We start from the raw sequence: 14,902 nt of genomic DNA, 5'->3' as shown, positions 1-14,902 counted from the left end.
GCCTGCCGGCCGGGGGTCGCGGCTCGTCGGAAGCGGCAGGATTCCCGTTCCCTACGCGCTTCTCATGACAGGCAAATCTATCACGAACCCATGAGAGGGCCGGTCCCGACGCCACGAACTGCCCTTCACGCGACCTTCGTGTTCGGGTGGTGCGCCGCGCCGCTCCCGGCGCTAGCATGTCGGTCCATGTCCACCGACGGCGACACGCAGGCTGGCGGCGCGGCCGGGAGGGTGCGGCTGACCGCGCTGGTCAGGGGCAAGGTCCAGGGCGTCGGCTTCCGGGCCTTCACGCGCGCCCACGCGCTCGACCTCGGGGTGGCCGGGCACGTGGAGAACCTCGACGACGGGCGCGTGGAGGTGGTCGCCGAGGGCTGGCGCGACGACATCGAGCTGCTCCTCGTGCGTCTGCGGACGGGTCCGGCGCACGCCGAGGTGGAGGACATCGAGGAGATCTGGTCCGACCCGGTGGGGCTGAGGGGCTTCCATGTCTACTGAGGCCGCCAGGTCGCTCCCCGCGGCTCTGACCGGGTTGGCGCCGTTGAGAGCCGAGGCGCTCGATGCCGTCCCGGGCGTGCTCGGTCGGATCGTGAGGGAGCGGGCGGCGGACTACGCCCAGGGCGCCGCGGCGGATTGGCTAGACCGGTCGGTCCAGGCCGCTGGCGCCGCGCAGGGGCGGTCCGGCCGCGACGCCTTCGTCACGGCGCTGCGCCGCGCCGGGACGGAGCCGCTGAACGTGATCGCCGAGGTGAAGCGCTCGAGCCCGTCACAGGGCGACATCGCGCCGCTCGAGCCCGTGGATGCCGCGCGCCAGTACGTGGCGGGCGGCGCCGCGGCGATCAGCGTGCTGACCGAGAAGCGCCACTTCGGCGGCGAGCTCGCGCACCTGGCCGCCGTGGCGGCGGACCGCGAGCGCTGGCCGCGCCGCGTGCCGCTGCTGCGCAAGGACTTCACGGTGCACCCGGCGCAGCTCGTGGAGGCGGCGGCGGCGGGCGCCGACGCGGTGCTGGTGATCGTAGCCGTCACAGGGGGCGCCACCCGGGACTACGTGGCGGCGGCGCACGCCCTCGGCCTCGCCGCGCTGGTGGAGGTGCACGACGATCGCGAGCTCGAGGTCGCCCTGGCCGCCGGCGCCGAGGTCATCGGCGTGAACAACAGGGACCTCACGACGTTGGCGGTCGATCTGGGCAACGCCCCGCGGCTGCTCGCGGCGGCGCGGGCGTCCGGCTTCGCGGGCGTGCTGGTCGCGGAGTCCGGCTACGGGACGCGAGAGGACCTGGAGAGCGTCCAGGGCCTCGCCGACGCCGTGCTCGTGGGCACGAGCCTGGCCGCCAGCGGCGACCTCGCGGGAGCGCTGAGGCGGCTGACCGGCCGCTGAGGGAATGGTCGGCCGGGGTGAGGGGTGGGCGCGCGCCGCCCCAGCCCACACCGGTCCCTCGGCGGGCACCTGAGGTCGCTTCGTGCCCCCCTCGAGTCACTATCCCGCTGCCGAGATACTGACGAGAGGCGTTCAGCAGGTCTCTAGGTCCGTCGCTGACGGCACGCGTAGCGCGGCGAAGTGTGGGGGCTAGTAGCTCGCTGGCGAGATACTGACTTGAAGGTGCCGGGCGGGGATACCACCCGGCGGGAGCCGGGGCCACGCCCGAGCGGCCGCGACAGGGGCCACGCCAGAGCCGGCCCGAGGCCCGAACCGAACGCACCTCAGGAGCACGGCCGGAGACCGGGCCGCGCGCGCCACGGGGCTATACTCGCGCTCATGTCCATCGATGATCGGGCGGCCTCGGCTCGGGGCGTCGCACGGGCTGACGCCGCGGCGGGCGACGCTCCAGCGGCCCCAACTGGGGGCGACGACCTGGCGCCCTCCACCGAGACCGAGGCCGCCGGTGTCAAGGAGCGTCGGCCGCTGACGGCGCGGCTGGACAACGGGCTCACCGTCGTCTACGAGGCCATGCCGTGGCTGCCGTCGGTCAGCGCCACGCTGGTGCTGCCGTTCGGGTCGGCGAGCGACCCGCAGGGCCTGGAGGGCACGGCGACAGTGCTGCACGAGTGGCTGCAGCGGGGCGCCGGCGACCTCGACTCGCGGGCGCTCTCCGACGCCCTGGAGGACCTGGGCGTGCGGCGCAGCGGCGGGGCGAGCCGCGAGAGCTCGAGCCTGAACATGTCGTTCCTCGCCTCCGAGCTGGAGGAGGTCATGCCCCTGCTCGCGTCGATGGTCACGGAGCCGCGCCTCGACGACGCGGAGTTCGAGCCGTCGCGCGAGCTGGCCGTGCAGGAGCTGGAGTCCCTCGACGACACGCCGGCGCAGCGGCTGTTCGACGAGCTGCTCGCCGCCTTCGTCGCCAGCCCCCAGGGACGCAGCCCGCTGGGCACGGCCGAGGGCCTGGCCGCCCTCACCGCGGAGGGCGTGCGGGCCGAGGCGAGGCTCGCGCTGCGTCCGGCCGGCGCGGTGCTGGCGGTCGCCGGCGGCGCCGACTGGGAGCGGGTGCTCTCGTCGGCCGAGGCGTCGTTCGGCGGCTGGGAGGGCGAGGGGCCCGCCGTGCCCCAGGTGGCCGTGGCGGCTCCCGGCCGGCGCCACGTCGTGGCCGACTCGGCGCAGGTGCAGATCGGCCTGGCGTTCCCCGGCCCCGTGCCGGGCACGGACGAGGCGTACGTGCACAGCGTGGCGCTCAACGTCCTCTCGGGCTCGATGGGCTCGCGGCTGTTCACCGAGGTGCGCGAGAAGCGCGGCCTCGTCTACACGGTCAGCGCCTTCTACCGCTCGCTGCGCGGCTTCGGCTACACGGTCGGCTACGCCGGCACCACGCCGGAGCGCGCCGACGAGACCCTCGAGGTCTTCCTCGCCGAGCTCGACCGCCTGGCGCAGGGCGTCACGGCCGAGGAGCTCGAGCGCGCCAAGGTGGGCATGCTCTCGTCGCTCGTCATGCAGGGCGAGTCGTCCGGCGCCACGGCCGGTCGCCTGGCCGGCGACGTCTTCAACCTCGGCCGCGCGCGGACCCTCGAGGAGATCACCGCGCGTGTCCAGGCGGTCACGCTCGACGACGTGAACGAGTACGTGGGCCGCAACCGCGTGCCCGAGCCGACGATCGTCACGCTCGGTCCGGCGCGCGTGCCGGCGGCGGTGGGCTGATGGCGCGGCGCCTCTACGGGGACGAGCGCGGCCGGAACGCGGCCCGCGCCGGCGGCGAGGAGAGCGTCGCGGGCGAGGGAGGCCTCGTGGGCCCGGCCAAGGCGGCGGCGCGCGTCGAGGAGGGCGTCGCCGCTGCCCCCAAGCCCCTGGCCGGCGAGGTCGCGCCTCGCCTCCGCTTCGACAAGGCGGTGCTGGGCAACGGCCTCGCCGTCATCGGGGAGCACAACGACGGCGCCGCCAGCGTGGCGGCGGGGTTCTTCGTGCACACCGGGTCGCGTGACGAGGTCAAGGACCTCTCGGGCGTCTCGCACTTCCTCGAGCACATGGTCTTCAAGGGCAACGAGCGCTACACGGCCGAGGACATCAACAGGACCTTCGACGAGCTCGGCGCCCAGTACAACGCGTTCACCTCCGAGGAGCGGACCGTCTACTACGGCGCCGTGCTGCCGGAGCGCCTGCCTCAGCTCATCGACCTGCTGGCCGAGCTGATGCGCCCGTCGCTGAGGCAGGAGGACTTCGACGTCGAGAAGAAGGTGATCCTCGAGGAGATCGCGATGTACGAGGACCGGCCGCACTTCCACGTCTTCGACCTGGCGGCCCCTCGGTTCTGGGCCGGTCACCCGCTGGGCAACAGCGTCCTGGGCTCGAGGGAGAGCGTGGGCGCGCTCAGCCGCGACCAGATGCTGGGCTACTTCCAGGGGCGGTACTCGCCGAAGAACCTCGTGCTGGCCGTAGCGGGACGCTACGACTGGGACGCCGTCCTCGACCAGGCCGAGCGCATCGCCGGCTCGTGGACGCCGTTCGAGGCTCCCCGGGAGCGCCCCGTGGCGACGCCCGCCACGGGCCGCGAGGGCACCGTCGACCCGAAGCTCAACCGCGTCCACGTCGCGTACTACGCGCCCGGCGTCGCGATGACCGACTCGCGCCGCTACGCCGCCGCCGTGCTCGGCTACGTACTCGGCGACGCCACCGGCTCGCGGCTCTACTGGGAGCTCGTCGACAAGGGCCTGGCCGACTCCGCCAGCCTGGGGCACGAGGCGAGCGAGGACACCGGCGCGTTCGTCGGCTACCTCAGCACCGCGCCGGAGCGCGCCGAGGAGGTCATCGAGCGCTACGAAGGCGTCCTGCGCCGCGCCCAGGACGAGCCGCCCACCCCGGACGAGTGGCGCCGCGCCCAGCGCAAGCTGGCCTCCGGCCTGACCCTGCGGGCGGAGACGCCGCTCGGGCGCCTGACGTCGCTCGGCGCGACCTACCAGTCGCTCGGCGTGTACCAGAGCGTCGCCGAGGTCGTCGACCGCGTCATGAACGCGCAGCTCGAGACCGGGATCGAGCTCCTGGAGGGGCGTCCGTTCGACGCCAGCTTCGTCTACACCCTGGGTCCCGGTCGGCGAGGGTGACCGGCGGGGGACCGGTTCCGCGGGGCATGAGCCAACCCGCTCGGGCGGCGCGTGCGGCCCACCGACCCACGCTCCTCGACGCTCGCCCGCGACGTGACCCTCCTGACCTGGTTCTCACTTGGACGCTGGTTAGACTCGCGCGATGCAGGTGAGGCGGCCGGTCCTCGCGTCCTTGACGGCGCTCCTGCTAGCGGTGGGAGCGGCCCAGGGCCCGGACCGGCCCGCCGGATCGTCAGCCGAGGACAAGCCGTTCGCCGCGCTCGTCATCGTCTCGCACGGACGGCAGACCATCGACATCGTCACCGGCCTCACGACGCTGCCGGACGGCGGCACGCTGCGGGACGCGCACACCGGCGTCGAGGTGCGGGCGGCGGTCATCAAGTACGTGGACGGCGAGTACATCGAGGCGTCGGGCGTCACCGCCTCCGGCGACTTCGGGGACCTGGTCGCCGAGAAGCTGCACATCGACGTGGAGGGCAGCGTGCTCACGGCGTCGGGCGAGCTGCGCCTCAGCCGCGACGGCCTGGTCGTGACGGCCGGCTCGCTGCGCTACCACGCGCTGGAGCAGGTCATCGTCTTCGACGGCGGGGTCACCGGCACCGAGCCGAGGTTCTCCGCCGACCGCGTGCTGCTCGACACCCTGAACGGCGACGTCCTGCTCGACGGGCGCTACGAGTTCGCGGGCGCGCTCTTCACGATGAGGTCGCCGGCGGCGGGCGGCCTGCTGCAGCTCAGCCTGGAGCAGCGCGGCGACGAGGTCGTGTACTCGGCCGCCACCGAGGTCAGCCCCGCCCTACTGGAGCGCTTCAGAGCCTATCTTTAGGCGGTGACCCGACGGCTGTTCCGGGCGCTGGCGGCGCTGGCGGCCCTCATCCTCGCAGGCTGGGCGGCGGCGCAGTGCACGCCGGGCCCCGACACGTCGCAGGTCACCGTCCCCGACTTCCTCGCCGTCTACTACCAGGAGTTCCGCAGCCTGCCAGACTCCGACGAGGCCCGCTTCTACGGCGGCGTGTGCGTCACGGCCGTGGGGGGCGAGTGGACGGTGATCGCCGACGAGGTCGTCGTCACCGGCCTGTCTGGCCGGCTCGGCCTGCGCGCCGACTCGCCCGAGCTGTTCTGGGGCGACCTGCGCATGACAGCGGAGCACCTGGCGGCCACGACCGAGACGCTGGTGCTGCAGCAGGCGGCCGTCACGGCGCCCGACTTCTCCGGCGAGGCCGACACCATCGCCCTCGACCTCGTCGGGGGCGGCATGGCCCTCACGGGGTTCACGCTGGCCGGCGTGGCCTTCGCGGTCAGCGGGGACAACGCCCAGCTGGTGGGCCAGACCCTGTCGGTGGCGGGCCCGGAGCTGACCACCTGCATCGGGCTGGAGCAGGCGCCCTACGCGATCGAGGGGGAGAGCGCGACCGTGGACCTGGGCACGCGCACGGTCGACCTGCGCGGCGGGATCCTGCGGGTCGGCGCGCTGCGGGTGGGCCTGCGGCCGCGCATCCAGATCACCGAGGAGACCATGGAGCGCTTCACGCTCCCCGTGCGGGTGCAGAACGTGCCCGACCGCGGCGACCCGTCGCGGCCCGGGAGCGGCGTGGGCGTGCGCGTCGTGGGGCTGCCCGTCGGCGACGAGGGCACGGCGTCGCTCGACCTCGGCGCCACCGGGGTCGACCCCGGCCACCGGCTCGGGGCCGTGGCGCTCGTGCGGCTCGCGGCTGAGCAGGCGGGGCAGAGGGTCGAGGCGACGGTCGGGCTCGAGGCCGGGCAGCCGCTCCTCGACGTGGGCGTCACGCAGGGCCTCACGCCCTGGCTGGCCGCCCAGGTGGGCTTCCACTCCGGCGCCGAGCTCGACGCCGTGCCTTACCACGAGGGGCGTCTGGGGCTCTCCGCCGAGGTGGAGGTGCCCCTGCCAGCGCCGACGACGCTGGCCCTCTCCGCCGAGGCGTTCGCGGCCGCCACGGCCCTGGCCACGCCGCAGGACCCCGCCACGCCGACGGTGTTCGGGCCGCGCGTCGGCGGCGCCGTCGGGCTCGAGGCGAGCACGGGGCGGACCGCCGCCGGCACGTTCGCCGTGGGCGCGCGCGCCGAGGCGACCCTCTACCCGCGCCAGGACGCGCTGCAGTGGGGCGTGCGGCTGAGCCCGTCGTGGCGGCTCGAGGCCGGGCCGCTGACGCTCTCGGTGGCCTACGACACCCGGCTCACCAACGCCGCCTCGCCCTTCGACGGCCTCGACCGGCTCGAGCCCCTCGCCCGCACCACGGGCTCCGCGCGACTCGAGGGCGAGCTCCACCGCTGGGACGCCGTCAGGAGGCTCTCGGGCTTCCTCGGCGTGGAGGCCACGCACGACGCGGTCCCCGTCGGCGGGTCGCCGGCCGGCCTCTCGACGGCGGTAGCGGAGACGGGGCTGAGGTACGCCACGGGCGACTGGGCCTTCGAGGCCGCGGCCGAGGCGCAGTTCGCCGGGGTGCTGGACCCGTCGCCGGAGCGCGACGCCGCCGTCACCTACTCGCTCGAGGCCCGGCGTTCCGGCTGGCCGGTCGTGCAGGTGGGCTCGGCCGGGCCCATCGAGCCCTACGGCGCGTTCTCGGTGCGCGCCGAGGCCGTCCAGGGGCTCGTGCCGGCCGACCCCGGCCTGCGGCACCTGGAGCTGTCGATGGCGGTCCCTTTCGCGTTCGAGAACCTCGAGCTGCGTCCGGCGATCGGCTTCGACTTCGCGCCGCTCGTCGTGGACGGCGACATGCCCGTCCTCAGCCTGCACGCCCTCGACCTCACCGTGATCACCTGCTGCGGCTCGCTGACCGTGGGCTACGCGAACGAGCGCGGGAGCCTGACGGCGTCGTTCTCCATCGACCTCGAGCGGCGACCGCCTCCGGCGGCGGAACCGGCGGCGCCCTCGGAGGAGGCGGCCCCGGAAGCGCCGCCCGCGCCCCCCGAGGACGAGCCGCCGCCCGGCGGCCCGTGAGGGGAGGCACCCGCCGAGCCGTAGGGCCGGCCAGGGGAGTCCTGGGCGAGCGAGGCGCGCGGGTATCATGGCCCTTCATGGAGGGGCGCGCCCCGTGAAGCTCGTCGACCGTTACGTCCTGCGGGAGGCCCTCCCCCCGTTCCTGTTCGGGCTGGTGCTCTACGCGTCGCTGGCGGTCGTGTCGGTCACGATCCCCCGCCTGCAGTGGATCGTGGGCACGCCGGTGGCGGAGCTACTGGCCTGGCTGGTGCTGCAGCTCCCCCAGGCGCTGGTGCAGACGCTGCCCATAGCGCTGGTCCTGGCGGTACTCATCGCGCTCGGCCGCCTCGCCACCGAGCACGAGCTGTTGGCGATGCAGGTGGGCGGCGTGCCGCTGCGCCGCGTGGCGTTCACCTTCGTGGCTCTGGGGGCGGTGAGCGCGGGCGCCGTCCTGGCGATGAACCAGTGGGTGCTGCCGGTGACGAACGCGCGCACCGCCGAGACCTACTGGCGCCTCACGACCGGCCGCTCCGGCCTGTTCCGGCTCGCCCGCCAGAACCTGCCCATCGACGACTTCCTGCTCCACTTCGACGCCACCACCAACGGCGGCAACGGCATGCTGGGCGTGAGGATCGAGCGCTGGGAGGGCGACGTGCTCACGCTCCTGCGCGCCGACTCGGCGGTCTTCCAAGGCACCGACCTGGTGCTGAGCGGCTACCGCATCGACAGGCTCGACCTAGGGGCGCTCGACGTGGCCGTCTCCGACCCGGCGCTGGCGCTGGCGAACCTCGTGCGCCTGCGCAACGTGCCGCCCGACCCGGAGCAGACGCTCGTCGTGACGACCTCGTACACCGCCGACGACCTCATCGCCCGCTTCTCCGGCGGCGGCTTCGAGGACAGCCGCTCCCTCAGCGAGCTGCGGCGGGACGCCGAGAACGACCTCATCTCGGTGAGCGAGCGCCGCCAGGCGGAGGTGCTCTACCAGCGCAAGCTCGCCGAGCCGTTCACGAACCTCGTCCTGCTCCTCGTGGCGGTGCCGCTGGCCCTGTCGTACTCGCGCTCGCGCGGCGTGGCCTTCGGCGTCAGCCTCGTCGTGACGCTGATCTGGTACCTCTTCTACACGTTCGGACAGCTCTTCGCCCAGACCGGCGCGATACCCGTGTGGCTGGGCGCCTGGGGCGGGAACCTCGTCTTCGTCGTTCTCGGGCTGCTCCTGCTGGCGCGTCGACGGGCCTGAGGGCCGGACGCGGACGCGCCTCGGCGCCGTTCGGGGCCACGGGCCCACGGGGCTGCCCGAGACCGCTACGCCACCCGCGACCTGAACCAGGCGCAGAGACGCTCGCCGTCGGCGAAGACCTGGGCGACCCGGTCGATGGCCTCGGGGCCGTACATCCACTCTTCGGGCGCGAACTGGACGGTGGCGGCCAGGCCCTTGCGCTTGAGCAGCGCGACGCGAGGGTGGTCGTCGGTGAAGCCCTGCGGCGGGCGCCTGAGCGTCTCGCCGGCGAGCCCGTAGCCCTTCGCCGTCAACTCGGCGACGATCTCCTCGAGCTCCGTGCCCGCGCGGTCGTTGGCCACGGCGCGGCGGTAGCGCTTCAGGTGCTCGTCGTGGAGGTAGTAGGTGCCGACGCCGAGGAACAGCCCGTCGGCGCCGACCTGCAGGTACTGGCCGCCCACCGCGCCCGGGCCCCGCCCGCCGAACTGCATCGCGGCCCGCTCCTTGTACGGCCGCTTGTCCTTAGTGAAGCGCAGGTCGCGGTAGGGGCGGAACACGTGCCACTCGCCGAACGCGCCCTCCAGCTCGCGCGCGAGCGCCTCCAGTGGCGCGCGCACGTTCTGGAGGTACCGCTGCTTGTTCGCCTCCCAGAACGTCCGCGAGTTGTCGAGGTGCAGCTCGGCGAAGAACCTGAAGGCGTCGGGCGAGAAGCCGGTGAAGCGCTGGTCGTCGGGCATGGCGTCACGGCCAGGTTAGCGCGCGGGGGCGGGTCGGCCGCCCGGGCCACCGGTCCCTCGGCGCACACTTGGTCAGGTGCTGGGCCACCGGTCTCTCGCCACACGCTCAGCCGTGTGCCCGGCTACTTGTCTTTCGCCACACGCTCAGTCAGTATCTCGCTGCCGGGATGGTGACTTTCGCGGCTTAGGGACAGAGAGATGCCCTCTGGGAGCGGCCTCGCTCGGATAATCGCGCGTCCAGGCAGTATCCCGGGAGCGAGATACTGACATAGCGGGCGTCGCGGAGCGGGCGCCCCCTGCCGACGCGCCGCCCGCCAGCGAGCGGGCACCGCGACAGTCACCCGCGCGCCCGCCCAGACGGCAGCCAAAGGCCGGGGCCCAATCACAAACTCGTCCGCAACGCAAGGGGGATTCCCTGAGAAGTGGGCCTGCGGTGGTACACTCGCCGTCTGATGGAGACCGCGGTGGTCACCGTGCCCGCCGAGCTGCGGACGGCGACGAGCTACCTGGCGCCGGAGGACCGGCGCCGGCTGGAGGACGCCTACGCCTTCGCGGAGCGCCACCACCGCGGCATGACGCGGCGCTCGGGCGACCCGTTCATCACGCACCCCGTGGCCGTCACGGTGATCCTCGCCGAGATGCGCCTCGACATCGACGCCCTGCGCGCCGGCCTGCTCCACGACACCGTCGAGGACACCGAGGCGACGTTCGAGGAGATCGAGGAGCAGTTCGGGCCCACGGTCAGGCGGATCGTCGAGGGCGAGACGAAGATCAGCAAGCTCGCCGTGCGCGTCTACCAGGACGAGCAGTCGGAGAACCTCCGCCAGATGCTGCTCGCCATGGTCAGCGACGTGCGCATCATCCTCGTGAAGCTCGCCGACCGCCTCCACAACATGCGCACGCTCGAGCACATGCCGCCGCACAAGCAGCGGCGCATCGCCGAGGAGACGCTAGAGATCTTCGCGCCCCTGGCCCACCGGCTCGGCATCAACCACATCAAGAACGAGCTCGAGGACATCGCGTTCTACTACGTCGACAGGCAGCGCTACGAGCAGCTCGAGCGCCAGGTGAGAAGCCGGCACATCGAGCGCGAGAAGTACGTGCAGGAGTCCATCGAGCTGCTGGCCGAGCGCCTGAAGGCCGAGGGGCTGAAGTTCGAGCTGTCCGGCCGCAGCAAGCACCTCTACTCGATCTACCGGAAGATGCAGCGGGACAACCGCTCGCTCGACCAGATCTTCGACCTCATGGCGATCCGCGCGATCCTCGACCCCGAGACGAACAACGGCAACGGCATGGCGCAGGAGGACGCGGAGAAGGCCGTGTGCTACCGCGCGCTGGGCATCGTGCACAGCCTGTGGACGCCCATCCCCGGGCGCTTCAAGGACTACGTGGCCGTGCCCAAGCCGAACGGCTACCAGAGCCTCCACACCACGGTCATCGGGCTCCTCGGCCAGCCCATCGAGGTGCAGATCCGCACGCGGCGGATGCACGAGGTCGCCGAGTTCGGCGTCGCGGCCCACTGGGCCTACAAGGACGGCATCAACGACCCCGCCGAGATCCAGAAGCGCCTCGAGTGGATGAAGCAGCTCCTGGACATCGACAACACCTCGGAGGACGCCGAGGGCTTCGTCGACGCCGTCAAGACCGACTACCTCTCCGAGCGCGTGCTCGTGTTCACGCCCGCGGGCGACGTCGTGAACCTGCCGCGCGGCTCCACGCCCATCGACTTCGCCTACCAGGTGCACACCGAGGTGGGGCACAGGACCATCGGCGCCCGCGTGAACGGCGAGATCGTGCCGCTCACCTACCAGCTCCAGACCGGCGACCGCGTCGAGATCCTCACGAACCGCTCCAGCCAGTACGGGCCGTCGGCCGACTGGGTGAACATGGTCGTCACCCGCAGCGCCAAGCAGAAGATCAGGCACTACTTCAGGGCGCTGGAGCGCCAGCAGCAGCTCGAGTCTGGCAGGCGCATGCTCGAGCGCGGCCTCAGGCGCCGCAGCCTGCCGGTGGCGCCGAACATGACGAAGGCCAAGCTGCTCGAGGCCGCCGAGAAGCTCCTCAACACCGACTCGGTCGACGACCTGTTCCTCGCCCTCGACGCCCAGCGGCTCACGCCGAAGCAGGTCGTCGAGGCGCTGGTGCCCGAGATCGCCAAGGACCGCAAGCCGCAGCAGCCGGCAGAGCACCCGCGCAAGAGCGTCTCCGGCGTCTACGTCGACGGCCTCGACGCCCCGGCGAACCTGGCGAACTGCTGCAGCCCGGTGCGCGGCGACGACGTCATCGGCTACGTCACGCGCGGACGCGGCATCTCCGTGCACCGCGTCGACTGCCCGAACGTCAAGCACCTCATGGAGACCGACGCCGACAGGTTCGTGAACGTCACCTGGGACACGCCGGCAGGGGAGGTGTTCCCCGTCGACTTCGAGGTCGTCGCCGTCGACCGTCCCGGCCTGCTGAAGGACGTCCTGGACGTGATAAGCGGCATGAACAAGAGCGCGTTCCGCGTGCAGGCCGACGTGAACTCGAACATGAGCGCGCGGATCATGTTCCGCATCGACGTCAAGGACCACGCCGAGATCGAGTACGTCAAGGACAACATCGGCCGCATCCCCGACGTCACGCGCGTCTACCGCAGCAAGCCGGGGCTGAAGGCGTAGCGAGCCGGGGCCCGAGGCCCGGTGACCCGCACGACGGCGACCGCAGGCGCAGCAGGCCGGCGCGGCCGAGCCCTTCTAGGTCCTCACCGCCGGTAGACCGCCGTGAACGTGGGGGACTGGAGCTGCGAGACGATCAGGTGCTCGCCGCTCACGTCGACGTCGAAGCCGAAGCCCCCGCCCGCCGCCGCGTGCGGTGACGTGAGCTTGGCCACCTCGTGCCACGTGGTGCCGTCGTGCCTCAGCACGTAGACCGCGCCGGCGTTGTCGGCGGCGCTGTCCTCGTAGTGGGCGCCCACGACCGCGTACGGGTAGTCGAGGGCCAGGCTCCCGCCGAAGCTCGCGAACGGGGCCGCGTCGGACGCGAGGAGCTTGTCCACGAGCTGCCAGCCGGAGCCGGCGTCGTGGAAGACGTAGACCGCGCCCGCCTCCTGCCCCGCGTCGTCGTCGTTCCAGGAGCCCACCAGCACCCAGCCGTCGTCGGCGGCGACCGCCAGACCGAACTGGTCGCCGGCCTCCAGCTCCGCGGGCGCCAGCTTCGCCACCTCGTTCCAGAAGCCGGCCTCGGCCTCGAACACGTAGGCGGCGCCGGCGTCGACGCCCCTCTGGTCGTTCCCGTAGTCGCCCACCACGAGGAGGTCGCCGGAGACGTCGAGCGCCTCGCCGAAGACGGTGCCGTCCACGGCGTCGCTGGGTGTGAGCTTGCCCAGCAGCGTCCAGCCGTTGGGGTCGTCGGGTAGGAAGACGACCACGGAGCCGCTGCGGACGCCGCTCTCCGAGGCGCCGGGCGCCCCGGCGAAGACGTGGTCGCCGCTCACGCCCACCGACCGGCCCAGCCGGTCGTCCTGCTCGGGGGCGGGGTCGAGGAGCTCGCCGGCGAACGAGAAGTCGTCGCCCGAGCGCTCGAAGACGAAGGCGGTGCCCTGGTCGGTGGCGTCGCCGTCGGTCTCCGCGGCGCCCACCAGCACGCGGTCGCCCTCCACCGCCACCGCGTCGCCGAAGTCCTGCACGGTGACGATGCCGTTGACGGCCGAGTCCAGCTTCTCGCGCTCCACCCAGGTGTCGCCGTCCAGCTCGAACACGTAGGCGTACTCGATCCCGCCCGCCACCGCGACGCCGCCGTCCATCGCCACGGAGGTGCCGATGAGGTCGGCGTTCTGCGGCGTGAGCAGCGCCGGCTCGCCCGCGAACGGCCTGTCGACAACGACCTCGAACTCCACCGACGAGGACTTGCCGCCCCCGTCGGTCGCCGTGACCGTCACGACCGCCGTGCCCGGCGTGACGCTCCCGGGCGTCACGGTGAGTGTGCGGTCCGCGCCGGCACCGCTCAGCGCCAGGCCAGCGGCGGGCAGGACCTGCTCGTCCGAGCTCGTCGCCGTGAGGTCCACGGTCCCCGGCTCCTCGTCGGTCACCGTCACCGCCACCTCGACGGGCTCGCCGAGCGTCGTGCTCTGGTCGGGGATCGCCGCGAGAGAGGGCGCCTCGTCGACGAGCCCAGGGCCGCCGTTGCACGCGACGAGGGCGAGCGCCGCTGCGAGGACGAGCGATCCACGCGCGGATAGTCGGTAGGTCCGTGGCGCGGAGCTAGCCATGCCAGACCATCTTCCTGAGCCCCGGGCAGTGCGGCTCTGTTGAGATGCCGCCATGCTAACCGGGGCTTCATGAGAGCCGCCCGAGAGCGCCCCTGCCTCTTCATGCGGCGCGGCGCGTGCCCGGCGTCATACGATGGCCCGCGTGACCGAGGCCGCCGACTCGCCAGTGAGGGTTCTCTTCGTCTGCATGGGCAACATCTGCCGCTCGCCCACCGCGGAGGGCGTGTTCAGGCGCCTCGTGGCGGAGGCCGGCCTGGAGGGCCGCGTGATCGTCGACTCGGCGGGCACGCACGACTACCACGTCGGCTCCCCGCCGGACCGCCGCGCCCAGGCAGCCGCCCTGCGCCGCGGCTACGACATCTCGGGCCTCCGGGCCCGCCAGCTCGGGCCCGCCGACTGCCGCCGCTTCGACTACGTCCTGGTGATGGACCGCGGCAACCTCAACCGCGCGCGCTCCATCTGCGGCGGCCTCGCGCCGAACGTGCGCCTCCTCATGGACTTCGCGCCCGGCCGGCCCGAGCGCGAGGTGCCCGACCCCTACGCCGGTGGACCGGAGGGCTTCGAGCGCGTCCTCGACCTCATCGAGGAGGCGTGCCGGGGGCTGCTGGAGGACGTGAAGGCGCGGCTGCTCGCGGCCGACCGCATCCGTACCTAGGAAACCAGCTTTCGCCTCTAGGCTGCGCCGGTGAGGCACTTCCTCTTCGCGGCGCTGGTCGCCCTCTACGTGGTCGTGATCGCCCAGAACTGGGCCGTCTACACGGCGGCCCTGCTCGTGGCCACGTACGTGCGGTACAAGGGGAGGCTCGGCTCGGTGCCGTTCACGATCGGCCGAGCTCGCAGCGGCCGTCGCGGTAGAGGAGTGCCCCTCCGGTGACCAGCGGCACCTGACGATCACCCCTTAAGGCTGCTTCTTCCGACCTGACCTGGTTCGGGGGTCGCCACCGCGCTGGGCCGGTGGGGCAGAGGGGATGCTAACACGACCCGCTTAGGCCTTCTGGTCAGCTATCCCCCATATGGGGGGTTTGTGACAATCTCGTAAGAATCCTGTGAGGGGGCGTCCATATGCTGGCTGCACCGGCCCACGGAGGGTCGGAGCAATACCTGGCCTACCGGGCGTTAATCCATAGATATCCGGGCGGCCGAACTAGGAGGACGCACATGCGTCAGAACACCAAGGGTTTCACCCTGATCGAGCTGCTGATCGTCATCGCGATCATCGGCATCCTCGCAGCGGTGCTCATCCC

General features: G+C 72.6%; 13 protein-coding genes and 1 other RNA gene. 11 read left to right on the top strand and 3 right to left on the bottom strand.

Annotated elements, in window-relative coordinates:
- The first annotated feature begins 186 nt into the window (after positions 1 to 186).
- From VF202_06720 to VF202_06690, 7 genes are all read left to right on the top strand, one after another.
- Positions 187 to 495, top strand: coding sequence for an acylphosphatase (locus VF202_06720; protein HEX7039781.1), 309 nt, complete (start codon positions 187 to 189; stop codon positions 493 to 495).
- Positions 485 to 1,375: an indole-3-glycerol phosphate synthase TrpC gene (gene trpC, locus VF202_06715; GenBank protein ID HEX7039780.1), complete on the top strand. Its 891-nt coding sequence runs from the start codon at positions 485 to 487 to the stop codon at positions 1,373 to 1,375. The genes VF202_06720 and trpC overlap by 11 nt, the downstream gene beginning before the upstream one ends.
- 378 nt (positions 1,376 to 1,753) lie before the next feature.
- Entirely contained in the window at positions 1,754 to 3,124 is a 1,371-nt protein-coding gene (locus tag VF202_06710) for a pitrilysin family protein (protein HEX7039779.1), read from the top strand.
- A complete protein-coding gene (locus VF202_06705; protein HEX7039778.1) occupies positions 3,124 to 4,521 on the top strand; it encodes a pitrilysin family protein in 1,398 nt (465 codons plus the stop codon). Before VF202_06710 ends, VF202_06705 begins: the two co-directional genes overlap by 1 nt.
- Before the next feature lie 142 nt (positions 4,522 to 4,663).
- The gene (locus tag VF202_06700; protein ID HEX7039777.1) at positions 4,664 to 5,344 is read left to right on the top strand and encodes a hypothetical protein; all 681 of its coding nucleotides are present in this window, start codon (positions 4,664 to 4,666) and stop codon (positions 5,342 to 5,344) included.
- Positions 5,345 to 5,347: 3 nt separating this feature from the next.
- The gene (locus VF202_06695) at positions 5,348 to 7,477 is read left to right on the top strand and encodes a hypothetical protein (GenBank protein HEX7039776.1); all 2,130 of its coding nucleotides are present in this window, start codon (positions 5,348 to 5,350) and stop codon (positions 7,475 to 7,477) included.
- Between the two features lie 94 nt (positions 7,478 to 7,571).
- Complete coding sequence (locus VF202_06690; protein HEX7039775.1) at positions 7,572 to 8,693, top strand: LptF/LptG family permease; 1,122 nt, start codon at positions 7,572 to 7,574, stop codon at positions 8,691 to 8,693.
- Positions 8,694 to 8,758: 65 nt separating this feature from the next.
- Here the strand turns inward: VF202_06690 and VF202_06685 are convergent, their stop codons facing one another.
- Positions 8,759 to 9,409: a DUF2461 domain-containing protein gene (locus VF202_06685; protein HEX7039774.1), complete on the bottom strand. Its 651-nt coding sequence runs from the start codon at positions 9,407 to 9,409 to the stop codon at positions 8,759 to 8,761.
- Positions 9,410 to 9,861: 452 nt separating this feature from the next.
- On the opposite strand from VF202_06685, the gene VF202_06680 reads away from it, so the two are divergent.
- Complete coding sequence (locus VF202_06680; protein ID HEX7039773.1) at positions 9,862 to 12,069, top strand: bifunctional (p)ppGpp synthetase/guanosine-3',5'-bis(diphosphate) 3'-pyrophosphohydrolase; 2,208 nt, start codon at positions 9,862 to 9,864, stop codon at positions 12,067 to 12,069.
- Between the two features lie 83 nt (positions 12,070 to 12,152).
- Here VF202_06680 and VF202_06675 read toward each other — a convergent pair whose 3' ends face one another.
- A complete protein-coding gene (locus VF202_06675; protein ID HEX7039772.1) occupies positions 12,153 to 13,658 on the bottom strand; it encodes a putative Ig domain-containing protein in 1,506 nt (501 codons plus the stop codon).
- Positions 13,659 to 13,800: 142 nt separating this feature from the next.
- On the opposite strand from VF202_06675, the gene VF202_06670 reads away from it, so the two are divergent.
- On the top strand, positions 13,801 to 14,313 hold the full coding sequence (locus VF202_06670) for a low molecular weight protein-tyrosine-phosphatase (protein ID HEX7039771.1): 513 nt from the start codon (positions 13,801 to 13,803) through the stop codon (positions 14,311 to 14,313).
- Positions 14,314 to 14,343: 30 nt separating this feature from the next.
- Positions 14,344 to 14,532: a hypothetical protein gene (locus tag VF202_06665; GenBank protein ID HEX7039770.1), complete on the top strand. Its 189-nt coding sequence runs from the start codon at positions 14,344 to 14,346 to the stop codon at positions 14,530 to 14,532.
- On the opposite strand, the gene ffs is transcribed toward VF202_06665, so the two are convergent.
- Positions 14,520 to 14,616: signal recognition particle sRNA small type (gene ffs / locus VF202_06660), an RNA gene on the bottom strand. The genes VF202_06665 and ffs overlap by 13 nt on opposite strands.
- A 104-nt stretch (positions 14,617 to 14,720) precedes the next feature.
- Here ffs and VF202_06655 point away from each other — a divergent pair.
- Positions 14,721 to 14,902: type II secretion system protein (locus VF202_06655; GenBank protein ID HEX7039769.1), on the top strand; the 182-nt coding region annotated here is incomplete at its 3' end.

Source organism: Trueperaceae bacterium, from assembly GCA_036381035.1.
In the GTDB taxonomy this organism is placed as follows: Bacteria; Deinococcota; Deinococci; order Deinococcales; family Trueperaceae; genus DASRWD01.
This window is presented reverse-complemented; position numbering and strand designations above follow the sequence as displayed.